Source organism: Pseudonocardia wallangbongensis (genome assembly GCF_054486945.1).
This window is the reverse complement of record NZ_JBRERS010000001.1, coordinates 1,003,503-1,024,344: the sequence shown is the minus strand read 5'-3', so window position 1 is coordinate 1,024,344 and position 20,842 is coordinate 1,003,503. Positions and strand designations below refer to the sequence as shown.

General features: G+C 73.1%; 19 protein-coding genes. 12 read left to right on the top strand and 7 right to left on the bottom strand.

Features of this window, described 5'->3' with window-relative positions; genetic code table 11:
• Window positions 1-5: 5 nt before the first annotated feature.
• From solA to ACU436_RS04805, 4 genes are read left to right on the top strand one after another with little or no spacing between them, the layout of a single operon-like run.
• On the top strand, window positions 6-1,133 hold the full coding sequence (gene solA / locus ACU436_RS04820) for an N-methyl-L-tryptophan oxidase (protein WP_459022004.1): 1,128 nt from the start codon (window positions 6-8) through the stop codon (window positions 1,131-1,133).
• Window positions 1,130-2,092, top strand: a complete 963-nt coding sequence (locus ACU436_RS04815; protein WP_459022002.1) for a dipeptidase — start codon at window positions 1,130-1,132, stop codon at window positions 2,090-2,092. Before solA ends, ACU436_RS04815 begins: the two co-directional genes overlap by 4 nt.
• A gap of 5 nt (window positions 2,093-2,097) precedes the next feature.
• Window positions 2,098-3,564, top strand: coding sequence for an amidohydrolase (locus ACU436_RS04810; protein WP_459022000.1), 1,467 nt, complete (start codon window positions 2,098-2,100; stop codon window positions 3,562-3,564).
• Between the two features lies 1 nt (window position 3,565).
• On the top strand, window positions 3,566-3,919 hold the full coding sequence (locus ACU436_RS04805) for a cupin domain-containing protein (protein WP_459021998.1): 354 nt from the start codon (window positions 3,566-3,568) through the stop codon (window positions 3,917-3,919).
• Here the strand turns inward: ACU436_RS04805 and ACU436_RS04800 are convergent.
• Complete coding sequence (locus tag ACU436_RS04800; RefSeq protein WP_459021997.1) at window positions 3,912-4,913, bottom strand: ArsR/SmtB family transcription factor; 1,002 nt, start codon at window positions 4,911-4,913, stop codon at window positions 3,912-3,914. The two genes, ACU436_RS04805 and ACU436_RS04800, sit on opposite strands and share 8 nt — an antisense overlap.
• On the opposite strand from ACU436_RS04800, the gene ACU436_RS04795 reads away from it, so the two are divergent.
• Window positions 4,870-6,231: an MFS transporter gene (locus ACU436_RS04795; protein ID WP_459021995.1), complete on the top strand. Its 1,362-nt coding sequence runs from the start codon at window positions 4,870-4,872 to the stop codon at window positions 6,229-6,231. The two genes, ACU436_RS04800 and ACU436_RS04795, sit on opposite strands and share 44 nt — an antisense overlap.
• 50 nt (window positions 6,232-6,281) lie before the next feature.
• Here the strand turns inward: ACU436_RS04795 and ACU436_RS04790 are convergent, their stop codons facing one another.
• Window positions 6,282-8,099: an HNH endonuclease signature motif containing protein gene (locus ACU436_RS04790; protein WP_459021994.1), complete on the bottom strand. Its 1,818-nt coding sequence runs from the start codon at window positions 8,097-8,099 to the stop codon at window positions 6,282-6,284.
• Window positions 8,100-8,388: 289 nt separating this feature from the next.
• Window positions 8,389-9,045 (bottom strand): hypothetical protein, encoded by a 657-nt coding sequence (locus tag ACU436_RS04785; RefSeq protein ID WP_459022620.1) that lies wholly within the window; start codon window positions 9,043-9,045, stop codon window positions 8,389-8,391.
• Between the two features lie 137 nt (window positions 9,046-9,182).
• On the opposite strand from ACU436_RS04785, the gene ACU436_RS04780 reads away from it, so the two are divergent.
• Together ACU436_RS04780 and ACU436_RS04775 are read left to right on the top strand one after the other, a co-directional pair.
• The gene (locus ACU436_RS04780; RefSeq protein WP_459021992.1) at window positions 9,183-10,355 is read left to right on the top strand and encodes a sensor histidine kinase; all 1,173 of its coding nucleotides are present in this window, start codon (window positions 9,183-9,185) and stop codon (window positions 10,353-10,355) included.
• A complete protein-coding gene (locus ACU436_RS04775; RefSeq protein WP_459021990.1) occupies window positions 10,343-11,023 on the top strand; it encodes a response regulator transcription factor in 681 nt (226 codons plus the stop codon). The genes ACU436_RS04780 and ACU436_RS04775 overlap by 13 nt, the downstream gene beginning before the upstream one ends.
• A gap of 90 nt (window positions 11,024-11,113) precedes the next feature.
• On the opposite strand, the gene ACU436_RS04770 is transcribed toward ACU436_RS04775, so the two are convergent.
• The 3 genes from ACU436_RS04770 to ACU436_RS04760 are packed head-to-tail and all read right to left on the bottom strand — an operon-like array spanning window position 11,114 to window position 14,444.
• Entirely contained in the window at window positions 11,114-11,878 is a 765-nt protein-coding gene (locus ACU436_RS04770; RefSeq protein WP_459021988.1) for an enoyl-CoA hydratase, read from the bottom strand.
• A gap of 34 nt (window positions 11,879-11,912) precedes the next feature.
• A complete protein-coding gene (locus ACU436_RS04765; protein ID WP_459022618.1) occupies window positions 11,913-13,232 on the bottom strand; it encodes an SLC13 family permease in 1,320 nt (439 codons plus the stop codon).
• Between the two features lie 24 nt (window positions 13,233-13,256).
• Window positions 13,257-14,444 carry a CaiB/BaiF CoA transferase family protein gene (locus ACU436_RS04760; RefSeq protein ID WP_459021986.1) on the bottom strand — a complete coding sequence of 396 codons (1,188 nt, stop codon included), beginning with the start codon at window positions 14,442-14,444 and terminating at the stop codon, window positions 13,257-13,259.
• Window positions 14,445-14,565: 121 nt separating this feature from the next.
• On the opposite strand from ACU436_RS04760, the gene ACU436_RS04755 reads away from it, so the two are divergent.
• Window positions 14,566-15,477 carry a LysR family transcriptional regulator gene (locus tag ACU436_RS04755; protein WP_459021984.1) on the top strand — a complete coding sequence of 304 codons (912 nt, stop codon included), beginning with the start codon at window positions 14,566-14,568 and terminating at the stop codon, window positions 15,475-15,477.
• Here ACU436_RS04755 and ACU436_RS04750 read toward each other — a convergent pair.
• Window positions 15,444-17,000, bottom strand: coding sequence for a flavin-containing monooxygenase (locus tag ACU436_RS04750; protein WP_459022617.1), 1,557 nt, complete (start codon window positions 16,998-17,000; stop codon window positions 15,444-15,446). The two genes, ACU436_RS04755 and ACU436_RS04750, sit on opposite strands and share 34 nt — an antisense overlap.
• 132 nt (window positions 17,001-17,132) lie before the next feature.
• On the opposite strand from ACU436_RS04750, the gene ACU436_RS04745 reads away from it, so the two are divergent.
• From ACU436_RS04745 to ACU436_RS04730, 4 genes are all read left to right on the top strand, one after another.
• Window positions 17,133-18,080 carry an alpha/beta hydrolase gene (locus ACU436_RS04745; protein ID WP_459021982.1) on the top strand — a complete coding sequence of 316 codons (948 nt, stop codon included), beginning with the start codon at window positions 17,133-17,135 and terminating at the stop codon, window positions 18,078-18,080.
• Window positions 18,080-19,528 carry a thioredoxin family protein gene (locus ACU436_RS04740; RefSeq protein WP_459021980.1) on the top strand — a complete coding sequence of 483 codons (1,449 nt, stop codon included), beginning with the start codon at window positions 18,080-18,082 and terminating at the stop codon, window positions 19,526-19,528. Before ACU436_RS04745 ends, ACU436_RS04740 begins: the two co-directional genes overlap by 1 nt.
• Window positions 19,525-20,037, top strand: coding sequence for a UGSC family (seleno)protein (locus ACU436_RS04735; RefSeq protein WP_459022615.1), 513 nt, complete (start codon window positions 19,525-19,527; stop codon window positions 20,035-20,037). Before ACU436_RS04740 ends, ACU436_RS04735 begins: the two co-directional genes overlap by 4 nt.
• 104 nt (window positions 20,038-20,141) lie before the next feature.
• Window positions 20,142-20,792 carry a GPP34 family phosphoprotein gene (locus ACU436_RS04730; RefSeq protein WP_459021979.1) on the top strand — a complete coding sequence of 217 codons (651 nt, stop codon included), beginning with the start codon at window positions 20,142-20,144 and terminating at the stop codon, window positions 20,790-20,792.
• The last annotated feature ends 50 nt before the right edge of the window (window positions 20,793-20,842 follow it).

Genomic DNA, 20,842 nt, shown 5'->3' with positions numbered 1-20,842 from the left:
GGAGCATGGAGACGTTCGACGTGGCCGTCGTCGGCATGGGTGCCCTCGGCAGCGCCGCCGCGTACCACCTCGCCCGGAAGGGCGTCGCCGTCGTCGCCTTCGAGCAGTTCGAGCTCGGGCACGTGCGGGGTGCCTCGCACGACACCTCGCGCATCATCAGGACGTCGTACGGAAAACCCGCGTACGTGCGCCTCGCGCAGGCGGCGTACCGGGACTGGGCCGACTTCGAGGCGGTCTCGGGCGAGAGGCTGGTGACCGTCACCGGTGGCCTGGTCTTCTGCCCGGTCGAGGGGCCCTACGCCGCGGGCGACTTCGCGTCGAGCCTCGCCTCCGCGGGCGTGCCCTACGAGTTCCTCGCCGCGGCGGACGTGCGGGCCCGCTGGCCGCAGTTCGCCGTCCCCGAGAACGTGGAGACGGTCTACACCCCGGACACCGGGATCGTCCACGCGTCCCGCTCGGTGGCCGCCCTGCAGATGCAGGCCCGGGCGCACGGCGCCGACATCCGGGACCGCACCCCGGTGGAACGGCTGACCCCGGGGGAGTCGGGCGTCGTCGTCCACACCGCGAGCGGGGACGTGCGCGCGCGGAAGGTCGTCCTCGCCACCGACGCCTGGACCAATGCGCTGCTCGAGCCGCTCGACGCCGGCGTCCCGCTGGTCACCATGCAGGAGCAGGTCACGTACTTCCGGCCCGCGGACCCGGACGCGTTCGACCGCGCCCGCTTCCCGGTGTGGATCTGGGAGGACACGTTCTGCTTCTACGGGTTCCCGACCTACGGCGAACCGACGATCAAGGCCGCGCGCGACCGGTCGGACAACCTCATGACGCCGGAAGGGCGCACCTTCGTGCCGTCGGCGGAGCTGCTCGACCAGCTGTCGTCGTTCATGCGCTCGACCATCCCCGGGAGCGGACCCGCCCTGCGCACCGTGACCTGCCAGTACGCGATCACACCCGACCGCCGGTTCGCCATCGGGCCCCTCGAGCAGCACCCGGACGTCATCATCGCTCTGGGCGCGGGCCACGCGTTCAAGTTCACCCCCGCCATCGGGCGGATCCTCGCCGAGCTCGCCGTCGACGGCGGCACCGGCGACGATATCTCCGCCTTCGCGCCACGCCCGGTGGCCACCTCGTGATCACGATCGACGGCTGCAACCCGAGCAACTGGGACTCCCCGGACGTCTTCGCGAACCTGCTCCGGGGCGGCGTGACGGCGGTCAACGCGACGATCGCCATCTGGGAGGGGTTCGAGGAGACCGTCGACGAGACGGCCAGGTGGCACCGCCGGTTCCGGCAGGACGCCGACACGGTGCGGCACATCCGCTCCGTCGAGGACATCCACGCGGCCCACCGGGAGAGCAGGGCCGGGATCATCCTGGGCTGGCAGAACATCTCCCCGATCGGCAACGACATCGAACGCCTCGAAGCGTTCCACGTCCTGGGCGTCCGCATCGTGCAGCTCGCGTACAACGTCCGGAACCTCGTGGCGAACGGCTGCCTGGAGCCGAACGACGACGGCCTGAGCCTCTTCGGCGTCCGGACTGTCCGCAAGCTCAACGAGCTGGGGATCCTCATCGACCTCTCGCACGTGGGCGACCGGAGCAGCCTGCACACCATCGAGGTGTCGGACCGGCCCGTGGCGTTCACGCACACGAACCTCCGCGAGTTCTTCGACAGCCCGCGCAACAAGCCGGCGGACCTGGTCCGGGCCCTCGTCGCGAACGGCGGGGTCGTCGGCGCGAACGCGTTCCCGCAGTTCCTGCCGAGCGGGTTCGACGCCGACATCACCGAGTACCTCGACGGCGTGGAGCGGCTCATCGAGGTCGCCGGCATCGACCACGTGGGCATCGCCTCGGACTTCTGCGAGGGTCGGGACTGGGACTTCTGGCCGTACCTGGGCCGGTTGCACGGCACCACGCCCCACTTCGACATCAAGGTGCCCGCGCCGAACCCGGTCATCGCCGGGCTGCGGGGGAGCGTCGACATGCCGAACGTCGCCGAGGGACTCCGGGGCCGCGGCTACCGCGACGACGACGTCGCCAAGGTCATGGGCGGGAACTGGCTGCGCCTCTACGAGGCGGTGTGGGAAGGATGACAGCGGTGGAGCTGCACAACGCGCGTTTCCTGGGCCGCGGCGAACCCGTCGATGTGCGCATCGACGAGGGCCGGGTCGCGGCGATCTCGCCCGCGGGCGCCAGGCCGCGCGGCACCGCGGAGGCGGTCGACCTCGACGGGCGCATCCTGACGCCCGGCCTCTGGGACGAGCACGTGCACTTCACGCAGTGGACGATCCGGCGCTCGCGCTTCGACCTGTCCGGCACGGCGAGCGTCGAGGACGTCCTGGACCGGGTACGCGCGGCGCTGCGCAGCGGCGAGCGCGCCGACGGCGCGATCCTGACCGGCTACGGCTTCCGCGACGGCACCTGGCCCGCGCCCCCCACCCAGCGCGCCCTCGACGAGGTCACCGGCGCGACACCGGTCGTCCTCATCTCGGGTGACCTGCACTGCGCGTGGCTGAACTCGGCCGCCGCGACCCGGCTGGACGCGAAGCCCGACGAGTCCGGGGTGCTGCGCGAGTACGACTGGTTCACCGTCGGCCCGAGGGTGGCCGCGGCGTCCCCGCCGGCGGCGGAGACCCTCCGCGCGGCGGCGGAGGCGGCCGCCCGGCGCGGCGTCGTCGGCATCGTCGAGTTCGAGCACACCGACAACCTCACCCAGTGGCCCGAGCGCGTGGCGGCCGGCGTCGACAGCCTCCGGGTGGAGGCCTCGGTGTGGCCGGAGCGCCTCGACGACGCGATCGCCCGCGGGCTGCGCACCGGTGACCCCATCGAGCCGCGGGGCCTGGTCACGATGGGCCGCCTCAAGGTCGTCGTCGACGGCTCGCTCAACACCCGCACGGCCTTCTGCTGGGAGCCCTACCCCGGCGTCGACCAGCACGCGCTGCACCCGTGCGGCATCTCCAACGTCTCGCCCGGTGAGCTGCACGAGCTGCTCGTGCGCGCCACCGCCCACGGCATCGGCGGCGCGGTCCACGCGATCGGCGACCGGGCCAACACCGAGGTCATCGACACGTTCGAGGAGCTCGGGATCCCCGGCGTCATCGAGCACGCCCAGCTCGTGCGCTCCGACGATTTCGCCCGCTTCGGGCCCCTGGGGCTGGTCGCGAGCGTGCAGCCCGAGCACGCGATGGACGACCGGGACGTGGCCGACCGCCACTGGGCGGGCCGCACCGACCGCGCCTTCGCCTACGCCTCGCTGCACGAGGCCGGCGCCACGCTGCGGTTCGGCTCGGACGCGCCGGTCGCGGTGCTCGACCCCTGGTTCGCGATCGCCGCGGCCACCAGCCGCAGCCGGGACGACCGCGCCGCGTGGCACCCCGAGCAACGCGTGCCGCTCGACGTCGCGCTCGCCGCGAGCATGCGCGGCCGGACCCGCGTCGCGGTGGGCGACGTCGCGGACCTCGCGATCCTCGACGACGACCCGTACACCGCGTCCCCCGAACGGCTCCGGGACCTGCCGGTGGCGGGCACGCTCGTCGGCGGCCGCTGGACCTGGCGGGGGCTCTGACATGCCACCGACGGTCTTCCCCGGAGGCGCCCGCCGCGGCGCCACGCACAGCCGCGCCTACCTCCCGCCGAACGCCGACGGGTGGTCGGGCGTGGCGCTGATGGAGTGGGAGCTCACCGCGCAGGAATGGGTCGACGAGCACCCGCACGACGAGTTCAACTACGTCCTCGAAGGCACCCTGATGGTCTCCTGCGACGGCGAGACCGTGGAGGTCCCCGCCGGCCAGGTCGTCCGGGTCCCGGCCGGCTCTCAGGGCCGCTACTGGGCCCCGGAGCACGCCCGCATGCTCGCCGTCTACGGCCCCAACCCACGAGGCGAGGCCAGCACCATCGTCGGCCTCCGCGGCCTCACCTGAGGTGTCCGTCGACGAGCCGGGTGAAGCTCATGCCCAGCTCGGTGGTCGTGTAGAGCACGCTGCGCCCCGTTCGCTCCCGCGCCACCAGCCCGCTGTCCCGCAGTACCGCGAGGTGCTGGGAGACCGCACTCGGCGTGACGCCGAAGGCACGGGCGAGCTCGCTCGTCGTCGCCGGCGACCGCAGCGTCTCCAGGATTTCTGCGCGGGCGCGGCCGAGTAGCCGCACGGTGCTGTCGCCCGGTGGTTGGGCGCCGACGGTCCAGAGCGTTGCGGCGCCGCGTGCGGGGTAGCGCACCGTCGTCCGGGTGGAGGTGCGCTTCTTGATCAGGACGAATGAGGATCCGAGGACGACGGGCATGAGGACGAGCCCGCCGGGGCCACGGTTGACAACGCGGTCCGTGCGCCAGCGCTCGCCCGTGAGGATCAGCCGGCCGTCGCGCCAGTGCAGGTCCCGGTGCAGGTCGGGAAAGAGCGCTTCGGCTCCGCGGAGCGCGAGCTGACGAGCGCGGTAGGTGATGTCGGCCTCGAGCACGGCGCGGATGCGTGTCCAGTGCGGGGCGATGAGCCGCTCGTGGGTGAGCCGGAGCTCGTCCGCGACGGCGCGCAGACCTGACGCAGGACGAGCGGCGAGCGCAGCAGCAGCGGGAGGTGGATCGTCACCGAAGACGCGGGCGAGGCTGTGGCGCACCTGCCGCGCGGTGGTTCTGCGCAGGGCGTCCAGGTCCTCGTCGATGGAGGCGGAGGTGCCCTGCGGGGCGGGGACGAGGAACCCGGGCCAGTTGGGGCGGGTGCTCACCAACAGCGGCCAGGTGTTCGAGAGGTCGAGCGGGTCACGGGCGAGCTGATCCTCGGCCCAGCGCAGCCATCGCAGGTTGGCGGCGTTCCGGTCGCGCCCGCTCAGCTGCTGCAAGCCGGCGACCGTCTCCGACAGCGGCGAGACCGCGAACCGCGTGGCCGCCAGCTCGGCCACGCCCACCTCGATCGTGAGTGCCACACCGTCATCATGTAGCTGTCCGCTGAAACGTGTCGGAACTCCCCGCGGCGCCATGAGGCTGTCGTTCATGCGTGGGAAGGCCCGCGCGGCGCGGTCGTCCGCCGCGTACCGGCGGTTCCTCGTGGCGACTGTGATCGACAACGTCGGCAACGGCGCCTACTTCGCCGGCGTGCCGTTGCTCGCGGTCAACGTCACGGACGACCCGCGGTTGGTCACCGCGATCTCGACCGCGACGTTCTTGCCCTGGTTGCTGGTTTCGTTGCCGGTCGGCACGCTGGTGGACCGGTGTGACCGAGCCGGGCTGATGTGGCGCACCCAGCTGGTCGCCGGGGTCATCGTGTCCACCACGGCTGTGCTGGTGGAACTCGACAGGATCAGCATCACTGCGTTGGCACTGCTGGCGTTCGCGTTGGGGACATGTGACGTCGTGTTCAGCAACGCCGCCCAAGCACTCCTGCCGGGCATCGTTGCCCGCCAGGTGCTCCATCGGGCCAACGGCAACCAGCAGGTGGTCATCACCGCGGGCCAGCAGTTCGTCGGTCCCCCGGTGGGCAGCGGCCTGTTCGCGGTGGCGGCCGCGTTGCCGTTCGCTGTCGACGCCTGCTCGTTCCTGGTGTCCGCGTCGTTGCTGGCGAGGTTGCCCAAGGTGCGGCACCCGGTCCGTGAGCAGCAGTCGATGCGGGCTGCGATCGCGTGCGGCTGGACGTGGCTGAAGCGGCACCGGCTGATCCGGACGTTGGCCGCGTTGTTGGGGGTGAACGCCTTCTGCGGGCAGATGGCGAACGCGGTCCTGGTGCTGCTGGCGACGAAGGTCCTGAACATCAGCGCGCAGGCTTACGGCGTGCTGCTGGCCGCCGCAGCGGTGGGAAGCGTGCTCGGCGGGGTGGTCAACGCGCGCATTGTGCGGCGTACGGGTCCATTGCCGGCGCTGGTGACAGGGCTGGCGGCCAACATCGTCGCCCTCGCGGCGATCGGGTTCAGCCCCGATCCGTTCGTTCTCGGCGGCTTCCTGGCCCTGAACGGGTTCGCCACGACGATGTGGAACGTCGTGACCACGACCCTGCGGCAGGAGCTCGTGCCCTCCACGCTGCTCGGCCGTGTCACCAGCGTCTACAAGATGGTCGGCTGGGGCATGATCCCCGCGGGCACTCTCGCGGGTGGTCTGATCGCCCACTCCCTCGGTGTGCGGGCCCCGTACGAGCTTGCCGCCGCGGTACGGACCATCGCGCTGGTGGTGGCCGTGCCGGTCCTGGTGGTCGCCAGTCGCGCCGTTGCCACCGATGTCGGTCACTCCGATCCGGATGCGCAGTCCGGGTGATCCGGCGATCGCCTGTGATCGGCCGCTCGGTTCGGCCGCGGTTCCGATGGTCAGAACGGCGGCGGTTCGTCGTCGGGGAGTGGGGCCGGCTCGGGTGGCGGGGGTCGTGGTGGTTCGGTGGCTGGCCGCTGCAGGATTCGTGGTTCGTGGCGGCGTAGCCGCAGGTCCAGCTCGGCGGCGCTCTCCTCCTCGACGTCGTGCGTGGGTTCCGGGTCGGGAAGGTCCGGGCGGATCGGCTCGCCCCGGGTGCGGTGGGTGCGCCCGAGCGGGCTGATCCACACGAAGACTCCCGGTTCGGGCTGGGTGAGGGTCCAGCCGCGGTCCTTGTCGGGGTGGTGGCGCTTGCACGCGGGCCCGATGTTGACCTCGACGGTGCGGCCGCCGCGGCCGTGCTCCCGGGTGTGGTCCAGGTCGGAGCGCCGGGCTGAGCGGGTGCATCCTGGTCCGACGCAGTTGCGGTCGCGGATGCGGATGTGGTCGGCGAGTGCGCCGCGGGCGAACCGCGCCCTGGGGTGGGCGGCCAGGCGTTGACGGAACCGGTCGCGGTCGGTCCAGGCGTCGGCGATCTCGGCCAGGACTCCCGCCCACGCGCCGAGGTCGGGGTTGGTGCCGTGACGGTGCAGCTCCTCGACGGTCACGTGCAGCTCGACCACCCCACCGCGGACCGCGGAGGGCCTGATGGCAGTGCGGGGCCGCCGGCGTAGCGGTCCGGCCAGCAGCAGGTAGCCGTTGGCGTCGACGATGGCGAACCTCCACGCCGCGCCCCGGTGCTGCGCAGCGGCCGCGGTGCGGGCCACGTCGGCGCCGACCGGGCCGAGGCCGGGGATCTCACCGGGCCGATCGTCCAGCCCGGCCAGCGTGGCCAGGCCGGCCCGCACCTCAATGCCCTCCCGCACCGCGCCCCGACCGCTACCCGCGGGCGGTGCCGTCTCGGGAACGGTCGCCGCGGGAACCGTGGTCTCGGGGGCGGTGTCGGGTGCGTCTGTCTCAGAAACGGGAGCCTCGGGGTCGCGATGGTCCTCGGGCCGTCGCAGGGCGAGCAGCCGGTCGATGATCTCGTGTTCGGTCAGGCCGTGGAAGGTGCCGTTGAGCATGCCCAGGAACAGGTCCGCGGAGATCTGGGGTCGGGTGCCGGGGTGCCCGGCGCGTTTCGCGGTCTCGACCAGCCGGTCCAGCCTGGCGGCCGCGGCGGCGGCCTCGCCGGGCGGCAGGCCGTTGCCGACGAGGGTGGCGGTGCCGGTCCGGGGATCCAGGTACAGGGCGACGCTTCGCGCCTGCACGGCGCGTTGGTACTGCCGGCGCCGCAGGTTCGGGTCGATCGCGTGCAGAGCCCTGAGCAGCCGGTCCGACAGCTGTTTCGTCGTCAAGCGCGGGGCCAGTGGCACGAACCGTTCGCACAACCGCCGGGCCTGGACCTCGGTGACCTCGCCGTGGTCGGGGTCGAGGTAGTCGGCGAACACCCACGCCTTGCCCCGGTCGATGCGGCCTGCCAGCAGGGCTTCCTGCACCAGGGGGAGGCGCTGCACCAGGGCGGTGGCGAACCCGAGCTCCCGATCCGCCGCGGTGGGGGTCCAGGTGAGGGCGGCGGCGATCTCGTGCGCGGCCCACTCGAACCGCGTCGCGGCCCGCGCCACCACCTCGCCGCGCTCACCCTTCACATCGGCCAGGGCGACGGTGTGGGACAGCTCGACCAGCTCCGCGAACAGCTGGGCCTGTTCGTGCGCCAGCTGCCTCGAACGCGCCTGCAGGACCTCGACCCTCCGAGCGTTGGGCACCGGCTCGCCCGACAACTGCTCCAGCACCGCGGCCAGCCCGGCACCGGGCGGCAGGTCCACCGCCCGGTCCACGAGTGCTGCCACCCCGGCCATGACTCGAACCTACGTTCGACCCCCGACAGAACCGGGCCGTACCGACCGTCCCGCAGCAGTTCACCCGAAGAGCGCAATGCGACCGCCTCGGAGACCTGAAGAGGGAGGCTAGCTGGGAGGTCGGGACGGGCAGGGTCTCTCAATGAGCCGTCGTTGCGGCGTGGAGTCGAGCGCCCGTGGGCGTGACTACGAGCTCACCCCGCCCGTCGTTGTCGAGCGTGGTGGGTGGTGCAGAGGCGGTCAAGGGGCTGTTCGGGGGTCAGGCCGGCACCCAGGCGACGGAGCGCACCTATGCGCCGAGCCGGGTCAGCCATTGGCTGCGGAACGTCAGGGAGCGTTCGACAGCGGCGAGGGCCCCGGCGACGGGCAGGGCGACCTTGGCCCACGGGGGGAGGTGGATCGGGGAGGTGAAGGTGCCGGTGTGCTCGGTGACGACGGGGATCCGCGTGAGCGTCTCCGCGGCCAGGGAAAGGCTGGCGGCGAGCCCCACCAGGAGCGCGGCGACGGCCAGTGCGGCGACGACGGCGCTGGTACGGGGGTACCGTCGGCCGAACCTGGTTCGCCGTCCTTCCGGTGAACGGGGGTGTGGGCGCAGCGTGTGTTCGCGGCCGTCGTCGCGGACGTAGTGCATGCGTTTCAGCCCGTACTGGCTGGTGGCGACCTCGATGACGCCGCCGGGCACCGGGAACGCCGCCGGGAGGTTGGCGCGGTGGACCTGGACGCCGTCGCGGTAGAGCGCGGCCGGGCTCCTCCTGGTCGTGCTGTCCGCCATGTGTCGCACGTCGACCTCGAAGAGGTGCCTGCCCGTCGAACGGTCGGCGAGTTCGAGGCCGAACAGCGAACGGGAGAACATCTGCCAGAAGCGGTAGTCCTGGAGCGTGCTCCCGTCGCCGGGCTCGACCCTCGCGAGTTGCAGGCGCCGTCTGTACTTCTTCAACATCATCATCACCCGGTGTCGACGCTAGGGTGGCCACCCGCAGATGTGGATCACTCCACGGGCTCGGACCGCGCGACCGAAGTCGGAGCGGGCCTCCGCCCTCGGGGGGAGGTGGGCTCGCCGGCGGCCTGCCTAGGCTGGTCACGATGGTCGACACGGCAGGCACGCGGCGCGGGGCGGCCCGGGACTTGCTCGCCGACGGCGGGCTGGTCGCGTTCGCGGCACTGGCCGGGTTCGGGCCGGCCGTGTACTGGTACGGGACGGCCCCGGCGCAGCCCGTCGGGCTGCCGCACGTGGACTACCTCGCCGGTGCGCTCGGGTGCGTCGCGCTGTGGTGGCGGCGCCGCCTCCCGCTGGTGCTCGCCGCGGCCCTCGTCCTGCTGAGCGCCTTCTTCCTGTCCGCCGGAGCCGCGGCGCTCGTCGCACTGCTCACGGTGGCCGTCCACCGCTCGGCGAAGGCCACGGCGGTGGTGGCCGTCGGCAACGTGCTCTCGATCGTGGTCTTCCTGGTGCTGAGACCCGGGCCGTTCCCGTTCTCGTGGATGCTGGTCGCACTCCAGGCCGCGGTCGTCATCGGCGTGGCCGGGTGGGGGATGCTCATGCGCAGCCGGCGGCAGCTGATCGCGTCGTTGCGCGCGCGGGCCGCCGCGGCCGAGGTCGAGGCCGTGCTGCGGGCCGAACACTCCCAGCAGGAGGCACGTGCGGCCCTCGCACGGGAGATGCACGACGTCCTCGGCCACCGGTTGTCGCTGCTCAGCGTGCACGCGGGCGCGCTGACCTACTACCGCGGTGCCTCGGCCGACGAGATCGCCCGGGCCGCGGAGGTCGTCCGGGAGAACGCCCATCGCGCCCTGCAGGACCTGCGCGAGGTGATCGGCGTGCTGCGGGCCGCCGAGGGGGACCGCCCGCTGCCGGACGTCGACGACGTCGTCGAGCTGGTCGACGAGACCGGGCGTTCCGGCACCCCGGTCGACCTGCAGGACGTTCCCGGCGTGACGACCGGTGGTCGCGCCGTCCCCACGACGGTGGGCCGCACGATCTACCGGCTCGTGCAGGAGGGGCTGACCAACGCCCGCAAGCACGCCCCCGGTGCGCCCGTGCTCGTCCGGATCACCGGGGAACCCGGTGGCCACATGACCGTCGAGATCGTCAACGACCGGCCGCCCACGCTCCCCGCGGTCGTCGCGCCTCCGATCGGCGCAGGGGTCGGGCTGCGCGGGCTGGCCGAGCGGGCCACGCTCGTCGGCGGCCGGCTCGAGCACGGGCCGACCCGCTCCGGCGGGTGGCGGTTGGGCATGCGGCTACGGTGGCCGGCGTGAGCGAGGCCGGGCCGACCATCGACGTGCTCGTCGCCGACGACGACCCGGTCGTCCGCTTCGGGCTGAGCATGATGCTGCGCGGCGCCACCGATCTGCGGGTGGTCGCCGAGGCCGGTGACGGTGCGGAGGCGATCGAGCTGGCCGGCCGCCACCGGCCGCACGTCGTCCTGATGGACATCCGGATGCCCGGCATGGACGGGATCACCGCGACCGAGGCCCTCCGATCGCGGACCCCCGCGCCGCAGGTCGTCGTGCTCACCACGTTCGACGCCGACGCGCACGTCCTGCGCGCCCTGCGGGCCGGCGCGGCCGGGTTCCTGGTCAAGGACACCCCGCCCGACGAGCTCGTCGTCGCCATCCGGCACGCGGCGCAGGGGCGGCCGGTGCTGTCCCCGGAGGTCACCCGGCGGCTCATCGACCGCGTCGCCGGGTCCGAACAGGACACCCGTCGGGACGCGGCGCGCCGCAAGCTCGACTCCCTCGCCGGACGGGAGCGCACCGTGGCGATCGAGATCGGTGCCGGGCGGTCCAACGCGGAGATCGCTGCGCGCAACCACATCGGCCTGGCCACCGTCAAGACCCACGTGTCCGCGGTCCTGACCAAGCTCGACCTCACCAACCGCGTGCAGGTGGCCCTGCTCGTGCACGACGCGGGACTCGACTCCTGAGATCGGGGGCCGGCGACACCGAGAGCTGTGGCCGGACGTCGTGACCGCGGTCGTGCGCACGGCGCGACGGGGTGAGGAGCTCGCGGCCGGTCAGCGGCCGCGTTCGAGGAACGGGCGCATGTAGGCCTGCGGTTCACCGGTGGTGAAGGCCGCGCCGAACTCGGCGACGCTGGCGAGGGCGGCCTCGGCGACCGGCTGGTCTTCCCACTCCCGCAGCAGGCGCTTCTGCTGGCGGAGCACCTGCGGGCCGAAGCGGGTGAAGCGGGCGGTGTGTTCGGCGATGCGGGCGTCGAGCTCGGCATCGGGCGCGATCTCGTGCACCAGCCCCCAGGCCAGCGCGGTGTGGGCGTCGACGGACTCGCCGGTGAGGATCATCCAGGACGCCCGCGCGGCGCCGATCAGCCTCGGCATCAGGGCGGCGTGGATGACCGAGGGGATGCCGATGGCGACCTCGGGCATGCCGAAGCGGGCGGTGTCGCTGCTGATGCGCAGGTCGCAGGCCATCGCGAGCTCGAGGCCGGCGCCGAGGGCCCAGCCGGGGATGCGGCAGACGACGGGGACGGGGAACAGGCGGACGGCCTCGCACAGCCGGCGGAGGCCGTCGATGAACGTCTCGGCCGTGGCCTCGTCGAGGCGGGCCATCTCGTGGATGTCGGCGCCGGCGACGAACGCCTTGTCACCGGTGCCGCGCAGGACCAGTACCCGGAGGTCGTCGCGGTCGGCGAGGGCGGTGAGGGCCGTGGTGAGGTCCGCGACGACCGGGGTTCCGAGGATGTTCACCGGCTTGGCGTTCGTGATCGTCAGCGTGGCGAGCCCGGAGGCGTCCACGACGGCGGCCGCATGGGGGAGATCCATGCCGTCCATCCTCCGGCCTCCGGACCGGCCCGTCTCACCACCAGCAGAAGGCGAGCCAGGCGAGGAACGGGGCGACCACGACGGAGACGATCCCGTAGGTCAGCAGCTGGCGGAAAAGGCGCGGCCGGACCGACGGCTCGGCGGCGCCGAGGATCAGCCCTCCCGTGATCCCGAGCGGGTTGATGTCGACCAGCACCGAGGCCAGCGCGAGGGCGAGCACGCCGCCGACGGGGGAGAGCCCGTCGGCGACGAGCGCGGGCAGCAGCGGCATGACGGTCACGAACACGGCGATGGAACTGGCGGCGAACGACGTGATGCCGGCGAGGTAGCAGAGCACCAGCAGGCTGAGGGCGGGTGATCCGTGGACCTGGAGCAGGTCGTTCAGCTGCTTGAAGGCGCCCAGGTGCTGCATCAGGCCCACGTAGGTCAGCAGGCCCCCGATCAGCAGCACGACACCCCAGGGGATGCGCGACACGATCGCGTCCGGGTCCGACCGGAGCGCCAGTTGCAGGACGACCGCCGCAACCGCCCCGAGGTAGCCGACGTTCATGTCGAAGCCCACGGAGAGCACGACGACGGCGACCAGACACCCGACGGTGAGGGCGCGGACGCCGGGGGTCGCCGTCCTCGCCGCAGGCATGGTGGCCAGGGCGGTCGTGGGCCGGGCGCTCCCCACGCCGCCGGCGGGGTCGGGGTCCGGGCGCTCGTCGGGTTCGGCGGTCTGCGCCGCGGCCGGGACCCGGCCACGTGGCACGGCACCCGTGCGCAGACCGACGAGCAGGAGGCCCGCACAGACGAGCAGCCCGGTGAACAGGCCGCCCAGCAGGAAGGTCACCGGTGCCGAGCCGGGGAGCCCGATCCCGAACTTGGCGCTGAGCTCGCGGGCGGTGACGCCGTACACGGCGAGGGGTGACAGCAGCCCGCTGATGATGCCGGTGATACCGAGGACGGCCGCCACCAGCGGGGATATCCGGTACCTGGCGGCGAGGCCGAGGGCGATCGGCGCGACGATCGCGGTGGCGCCCGCGGGCAGCGTGCCGACGGCCGTCAGCACGGCGCCGATGACGAAGGGGACGAGCGCGACGAGCACCAGCCGGCCGCCGACCAGCCGGAGCAACAGGTCCAGCAGCCAGTCGAGCGTCCCGTTCAGCTGGGCGGCGCCGAACAGGGCGGTCACGCCGACGATGAGCACGAAGAAGTCGGCCGGGAAGAAGCCGGTCACGTCGGCGGCCGGCACGCCCGCGAGCAGGCCGAGGAGGAAGGCCGCGGCCAGTGCGGCCAGCCCCAGGTTGAACCCGGGTACCAGCGTCGCCACGAAGAGGGCGACGAGGACCCCGATGGACACGACTGCCATAGTCATGAGCACGCTCTTCCTCGGTCAGACCGCTCCTCGGCGGGTCAGGTCGTCGATCTCCGGTTCCGTCAGCCCGGCGAGGTCCCGCAGGACCTCGCCCGTGTGCTCCCCGAGGGCGGGGGCGCCGCCGCTGATCGTTCCCGCGAACCCGGAGAAGCGGCCCGCCGGGGCCTGCAGGAGCCGGGTCCGCCCGCTGCGTTCGTCCGCCACCTCCACCACCGAGCCGCGGGCGCGGATGTGCGGGTCCGCGCAGATGTCGGACGCCGAGTTCACCGGCCCGGCGGCCACGCCGGCCTCCAGGAGGAGGGACATCAGCGGCTCCAGGTCGTGCGCCGCGACGAACGCGGCGACCCTCGCCTCGATCTCCTCGCGGTGGGCGAGCCGGGCGGTCATGGAGTCGTGCACGGCGAGGTCCGGGGCGGCCATCACCCCGACCAGCCGCCGCCACATCTGCTCGGTCGATGCGGGGAGGGCCAGCCACCGGCCGTCCCGGGTCCGGTAGAGGCTGTTGGGGCTGATGTGCGGGTTGCGGTTGCCCTGGCGCTCCCGGTTCTCACCGGTCGAGCCGTACTCGACCACGAAGTCCTCCATCATCCGCAGCAACGGCTCGTAGAGGGGGATGTCGGCGAGCTGGGCCTCGCCGGTGCGGTCCCGCTGGCGCAGCGCCAGCAGCGCCGCGTACGCGGCGTAGATGCCGGTGACGCCGTCGGCGACGGGGTAGCCGGCGAAGACCGGCGGCTGATCCGGATCGCCGGTGCGGTAGGTCAGCCCGGCGAAGGCCTCCGCCACGCGGGCGAAGCCCGGCCGGTCGGCGTAGGGGCCGGTGCGGCCGAACGCGCTCACGTGCACCATCACCAGGTCCGGCCGGTAGGCCCGGAGGTCGTCGAAGTCGATGCGGAACCTGCGCAGCGTCGCCGGGCGGAAGTTGGTGACCACGATGTCGGCGACCGCGGCCAGCCGGCCGACGAGGTCGGCCGCGTCGGGGTGGTGCAGGTCGATCGTGACGCTCCGCTTGCCGCGCCCGAGCATCGCCCACGCCGTCGACTCGCCGTCCTCCAGCGGCGGGTACTGGCGCGCCGGGTCGCCGTGGACGGGGTGCTCGACCTTGATGACGTCCGCGCCGAACTCCCCGAGCAGCGAGGACGCCAGCGGGCCGGCCAGGATCGTCGACACGTCGAGTACGCGCACTCCGCTCAGCGGACCATCGGACACCAGGTATTCCCTTTCACCGGGGCTCGTATCGAGGACCGTGACCACGATGCCCTGCGGCTGCAGCGGGGAGAAGGCCTGATCGCCGCTCAGTGGTGAAAGGTGTTGCCTTTATGGTGGCGCGATGCGGGTGGAGAGAGCGCGGTACTTCCTGGCTGCCGTCGAGACCGGTTCGCTCCGGGCGGCGGCGGCTCGCTGCGGGGTCAGCCAGCCCACCATCGGCCAGCAGATCGCGTTGCTCGAGGAGGAGCTCGACCTGGTCCTGCTCACCCGCAGCCGCCGCGGCGTGCGGCCGACACCCGCGGGGGAGAACCTGCTCGATCCGCTGAACCGGCTGGTCGCCGCCGAGGACACGGTGCGCGAGTCGGCCATGGAGTCCAGCGGTGCGTACCGCGGCCGGGTCCAGATCGGCGGTGTCTCGGTGACGGCCGAGACGATCATCGGGCCCGTCGTGGGCCACCTGCGCGAGCACCACCCCGGGCTGCGGTTCACCGTCCGCGAGGGCGCCTCCGCCGACATCGAGGCCGCGGTGCTCCACGGCGAGCTCGACCTCGGCGTGATCACGATGCCCATGAGCCCGACCCCGAAGGGGCTGCAGCGGGTGCCGCTCGTCTCGGCGCCCGTCGGGGTCTGCGCGCGCACCGACCACCCGCTCGCGACGCGCGACCACCTGCACTGGCGCGACGTCGAGCCGCAGCCCGTCGTCACCATGCGGACCGGCACCGTGATGTGGGAGGTGCTGCACCGGCACGTCGCCGACCCCCGGGTCGTCGTCCAGGCCATGTCGGCGCGCACCGTCATGGTCATGGTCGGTCAGGGGGCCGGGCTGGGGATCCTCGCCCGGTTCGACACGTCGGCGGACATCCCCGGCCTGGTGTGGCTCCCGCTGCTCGACGCGCCGCCCGTCACCCTGTGCCTCAGCCAGCGCCGGGACAGCCGGCCCTCCCGGCCCGCGCTCATCGTCCGGCAGCTCATCCGGGCCAAGGCGGAGGAGCTGGCGCCTCAGCGGGCCGGCGTGAGGACGAACCCGTCGTAGCCCGCCGAGACGACCTCGTCGCACCTGCGGGCGTAGGTGGCGAACCCGCCGGCGTAGGGCAGGAACACGCGCGGCTTCCCGGGCACGTTGGCGCCCAGGTACCAGGACGTCGAGGCCATGGGGAGGAGCGTGCGGTCGGCGGCCTCGGCCACGTGCGCGCCCCAGGACCGTTCGGCGTCCTCGGTGGCCTCGATCCGGGCCAGGCCGCGGTCGCGCATGAACCCCATGCAGTCGCTGATCCAGTCGACGTGCTGCTCGATCGAGGTGGGCATGTTGGTCAGGACGGAAGGACTGCCGGGACCGGTGATCGTGAACATGTTCGGGAAGCCGGACACCTGCAGGCCGAGGTAGCTGTGTGGCCCCTCCGACCACTCATCCCGCAGCGACCGGCCTCCCTCGCCCCGGATGTCGACGGCCAGCAGGGGTCCGGTCAGGGCGTCGAAGCCGGTGGCGAAGACCAGGCAGTCGAGCGGGTAGGACGCCGACGCCGTGCGGACGCCGCTCTCGGTGATCTCGACGATCGGCGATTTCCGGACGTCGACGAGCGTGACGTCGTCGCGGTTGTAGGTCTCGAAGTAGTCGGTGTCGATCGGTGGCCGTTTGGTCGCGAACGGGTGGTCGTGCGGGAGGAGCCGCTCGGCCGTCGCCGGGTCCCGCACCATCTCCCGGATCTTCGCGCGGATGAACTCCGACGCCGTGTCGTTGGCCTCCTTGCTGGTCAGCAGGTCGGCGAAGGCGGCCCGGAACCGGAGCCCGCCGCGCTGCCAGGCGGCCTCGTAGATCGTTCTGCGTTCGTCGTCCACCACCGAGAGGGCGGACCGCGGGTCGAGGTCGAACGGGTGGCCGTTGGTCGACCCGCGCTGCGCGCGGCGGATCGCGTCGTAGTCGGCCTTGACCTCGCGCTGGAACGCCGGATCCATCGGCCCGTTGCGCGCCGGGATGCTGTAGTTCGGGGTGCGCTGGAAGACCGTGAGGTGCTGTGCCTGCTCGGCGATGACCGGGATCGCCTGGATCCCGGTCGAGCCCGTTCCGACCACGCCCACGCGCTGACCGGTGAAGTCGACGCCCTCGTGCGGCCAGCTGCCGGTGTGGAACCACCGCCCGTCGAACGTGTCGAGCCCCGGGATCCGCGGGACGTTGGCCGTGGACAGGCACCCCACGGCGGTGATGAGGAAGCGCGCCGCGTAGCGCTCGCCGCCGTCGGTGCGCAGCTGCCAGCGGTCGCCGCCGTCGTCGAAGGCGGCCTCGGTCACCCGCCTGCCGAACCGGATGTCCCGGCGCAGGTCGAACCGGTCGGCCACGTGGTCCAGGTAGCGCAGGATCTCCGGTTGCCGGGGGTAGCGCTCGGTCCACTCCCACTCCTGCTGCAGCTCGTCGGAGAACGAGTACGAGTAGTAGTAGCTCTCGGAGTCGCAGCGGGCGCCCGGGTACCGGTTCCAGTACCAGGTGCCCCCGACCCCGTCCCCCGCCTCGAGGACCACCACGGAGAACCCGAGGTTCCGGAGCCGGTGGAGCATGTACATGCCGGCGAAGCCGGCACCCACGACCACGGCGTCGAACGTGCGGAGCGGGGCGTCCTCCGGTGGCACGGCGGGTCCTCCTCATATCTCGCTGTGATCCGGGAAGCTCGTTTGGCATGCTAAGCGATCGTTCCGGTGCGCACCGTCCCGCTGGAGGAAGCGATGCCGCTCGACCCGCAGTTCCGCACGGTGATCGACCAGCTCGCGGCGGGGGGCGCCCTCCCCCTGGTCCGCGGGACCGGCCAGGAGACGAGGAGCCACTACCGCTCCCTCGCGATGGCCCGCCGCGGTGCCGGCTACACACCGGAGCCCGTCGAGAAGGTGGCGGACCACCTGGTCGACGGCCCGTCCGAGCCGGTGCCGGTCCGGGTGTACACGCCCGTCGTGGACCGCGGGCGGGTCGCCACCTACCTCCACGGCGGCGGCTGGGTGGTCGGCGACCTCGACACGCACGACCCGGTCTGCCGGCGGCTGGCGAACGCCGTCGGCGCCACCGTCGTGGCGGTCGACTACCGGCTGGCGCCCGAGCACCCGCATCCGGCCCCGCTCGACGACACGATGGCCGCGCTGGCGTGGACCGCGGACCGGTACCCCGGCCGGCCGCACGTGGTCGCCGGGGACAGCGCGGGTGCGAGCCTCGCCGCCGGCGCCGCGCTGCGGGCGCGCGACGGGAACGGGCCCGAGCTCGCCGCGCAGCTGCTCGTCTACCCGGCCACCGATCCGCGCATGGGCATGCCGTCGATCCGGGAGAACGGCGAGGGCTTCTTCCTCACCGAGGGGGACATGGCCTGGTTCTACGACCGGTACCTGCCCACTCCCGCCGGGCGCGCCGACCCCGTCGTCGACCTCCTGCGGGCCCCCGAGCTCGCCGGGCTTCCACCCGCCGTGGTCGCGACGGCCGAGTTCGACCCGCTGCGCGACGAGGGCGACGCCTACGCCGAGCGCCTGCGCTCGGCCGGCGTTAACGTGCGACACGTGCCCGGTCCCGGACTCATCCACGGCTACTTCGCCTTCCTCGGTGTGGTGACCGAGGCGGACGCGCGCAGCCGGGAGGTCCTCGGCGCGCTCGACGACCTCCTGTGATGACCCGGCACCGGGGCGGCACCGACCTCCCGCGCGACGGTCTCGTCGCTGTCGTCAAGCAGGACTGCCCGACCTGCCGGCTCGTCGAGCCCGTGCTCGCGCAGCTCGACGGGGTGCGGGTGTACTCGCAGGACGACCCCGCGTTCCCCGCGTCGGTGGCAGGTGTCCGCGACGACACCGCGCTGGACGTGAGCCTCGCCCTCGACATCAGGACGGTGCCCACGCTGCTGCGGTTCGCCGACGGCGGCGAGGTCGGCCGCACGGAGGGCTGGCTGCGGGGCGCGTGGGAGGGCCTGTCCGGTGTGGCCGGCCTGGGGGAAGGGCTGCCCGAGCACCGGCCGGGCTGCGGCTCGCGCACGGAGGATCCCGAGCTGGCCGATGTGCTGCTCGTGCGCACCCGCGGCGGCGACCTCCGCTCGCGGCGGGTCGAGCTCGTGCTCGAGGACGAGGTGGAGGCCGCGTACGAGCGCGGCTGGTCGGACGGGCTGCCGGTGGTGCCCCCGACCCCGGCGCGGGTGTTGCGGATGCTGGACGGCACCTCGCACGCGCCCGACGAGGTGGTCGCCGTCGTCCCACCGAACCTCGCCGAGGCCACCGTCGAGAAGGTGGCGGTGAACGCGGTGCTCGCCGGCTGCCGCCCGGAGTACCTGCCCGTCGTGCTCGCCGCCGTCGAGGCCGCGTGCACCACGGAGTTCAACGCGCACGGCCTGCTCGCCACCACGTACGCCGCGGGCCCGGCGATCGTCGTCAACGGGCCGGTCGCGCGGGAGATCGGGATGAACGCCCGCGGCAACGCGCTCGGCCAGGGCAACCGGGCGAACTCGACCATCGGGCGCGCGTTGCAACTGCTGATCCGCAACGTCGGCGGTGGGCGGCCCGGCGAGGTCGACCGCGCGGCGCTGGGACATCCCGGCAAGGTCGGGTTCTGCTTCGCGGAGGACGAGGCGGGCTCCCCGTGGGAGCCGTTGTCGGTGACCCGCGGGGTCGCGCCCGGCACGTCGGCCGTCACGGTGTTCGCCGCCGAGGGACCACGGCACATCGCCGACCAGATCTCGCGCACCCCCGGGTCGCTGGTGCGCTCGCTGGCCGCCGGCCTGCGCGGCGTCCACCACCCGAAGATGGCGATGGGGTTCGACGCGACGCTGGTCGTCTGCCCCGAGCACGCCCGGGTGTTCGCCGACGCGGGCTGGGACCGCGCCCGGTTCGAGGCCGAGCTCGCCGACGCGCTGCGGCTCGACCCGGCCGAGATCGAGCGGGGAGCGGGCGGCATCGAGGAGGGGGTCCCGGCGGGCCGGGCGGACGGACCGGTGCCCAAGTTCCGGCCCGGTGGGCTGCTGGTGGTGCTCGCCGGTGGCAGTGCCGGGAAGTTCTCGACGGTGATCGGTGGCTGGGCCGGCGGACCCCGCGGCAGCCAGCCCGTGACGAGGGAGGTCGATCGGTGGCGGTGACCCTGCTGGACCCGACGGACGAGCGCGCGCCGGCCGAGCGCGCGCCGCTGGCGCGGCCCGCGTCGCTCGACGGCGCGCGGGTCGGGCTGCTCGACATCTCCAAACCGCGCGGCGACGTCTTCCTGGACCGGCTCCAGGAGCTGCTCGCCGGGCGCGGGCTGTCGGTGCGCCGCTACGCGAAACCGACCTACACCAAGCCGATGCCGCCGGACCTGCGGCGGGAGATCGCCGCCGAGTGCGACGTGGTCATCGAGGCACTCGCCGATTGAGGCTCGTGCACGTCGTGCAGTGTGCACGACCTCGTTGCCCTGGAAGGCCAGGGCGTGGTGACCGTCTACGTCGCGTCCAGCGAGTTCGTCGAGGGTGGCGCGGCCCAGGCGCGGGCCCTGGGCTACGCCGCGGTGCCCGCCGTGCACGTGCCACACCCCATCCAGGACCGCACCGACGACGAGATGCGGGCACTGGCCGAGCACGCCCTGGGGGCGATCCTGGCCGCGGTGACCGGCTGACCCCGCGTGTCTGCTCTCTGTCCGGATGTGACCGGGGGCGCTAAGGTCCGGACCCGCCGCAGCGTCGGCTCATCGGTGAGCAGGCACGAGAGATCGGGCGTCGGATGACCCAGAACGCACTGGCCCGCAGGATGTTCCTGGTCCTGCACGACCCCTTCTCGGGCAAGGCGCTGGGGCCGCCCAAGCTGGTCCGGTACGCCATCGTCGCCGCGGGGCTCGCGGAGCTGGTGATGCAGAACCGGCTCACGGTGGGCGGAGGCCGCATCGCCCCGGCAGGCGAGTGGTACGACGGCGGCGGGGACGACGTGCGGGCGGTGCTCGTCGGCGGGGTCGGGCCCGCCGGCAGCGACATCACCCGCACCTGGGTGGAGGAGGTCGCCGACGCCGTGTACGAGCAGGTGGTGCGCGGGCTGGTCGCCGAACGGGTGGTCAAGCGCGAGACGCGCGGCGGGCTGCTGCGCCGGAACGTCCCGATGAGGTTCCCCGCCGTCGACCTGCTCACCGCCGCGGGCCCGCGGGTGAAGCTGGAGCACATGCTGCGTTCCCCGCACGACATGGACGTGGTCGGCTCCACCTTCGCCGCCATCCTCGACTACCTGCGCCTGGAGAGCGTGTTCGACGGCGACTGCGATCGAACCATGGTCAGGCGCGCCGCGTCGGCGGCCGTCCGGAGCCTGCCCGGCGACCTGCGCGAACTGCTGACCGAGGTCGCGAGGGCCGTCGCCGAGGTGACGCTGACCTTCCGGCGGCTCTAGCGATCAACCGATTCACACCTACCCCGGTCCCGTAGCGGGATGAACAGAGG

Excerpts from the sequence above, each read along its gene's own strand:
- solA (WP_459022004.1), top strand. The coding sequence starts at position 6 with ATGGAGACGTTCGACGTGGCCGTCGTCGGCATGGGTGCCCTCGGCAGC.
- ACU436_RS04805 (WP_459021998.1), top strand. The coding sequence starts at position 3,566 with ATGCCACCGACGGTCTTCCCCGGAGGCGCCCGCCGCGGCGCCACGCAC.
- ACU436_RS04790 (WP_459021994.1), bottom strand. The coding sequence starts at position 8,099 with ATGGCCGGGGTGGCAGCACTCGTGGACCGGGCGGTGGACCTGCCGCCC.
- ACU436_RS04785 (WP_459022620.1), bottom strand. The coding sequence starts at position 9,045 with ATGATGATGTTGAAGAAGTACAGACGGCGCCTGCAACTCGCGAGGGTC.
- ACU436_RS04780 (WP_459021992.1), top strand. The coding sequence starts at position 9,183 with ATGGTCGACACGGCAGGCACGCGGCGCGGGGCGGCCCGGGACTTGCTC.
- ACU436_RS04770 (WP_459021988.1), bottom strand. The coding sequence starts at position 11,878 with ATGGATCTCCCCCATGCGGCCGCCGTCGTGGACGCCTCCGGGCTCGCC.
- ACU436_RS04765 (WP_459022618.1), bottom strand. The coding sequence starts at position 13,232 with ATGGCAGTCGTGTCCATCGGGGTCCTCGTCGCCCTCTTCGTGGCGACG.
- ACU436_RS04755 (WP_459021984.1), top strand. The coding sequence starts at position 14,566 with ATGCGGGTGGAGAGAGCGCGGTACTTCCTGGCTGCCGTCGAGACCGGT.
- ACU436_RS04750 (WP_459022617.1), bottom strand. The coding sequence starts at position 17,000 with ATGTACATGCTCCACCGGCTCCGGAACCTCGGGTTCTCCGTGGTGGTC.
- ACU436_RS04740 (WP_459021980.1), top strand. The coding sequence starts at position 18,080 with ATGACCCGGCACCGGGGCGGCACCGACCTCCCGCGCGACGGTCTCGTC.
- ACU436_RS04730 (WP_459021979.1), top strand. The coding sequence starts at position 20,142 with ATGACCCAGAACGCACTGGCCCGCAGGATGTTCCTGGTCCTGCACGAC.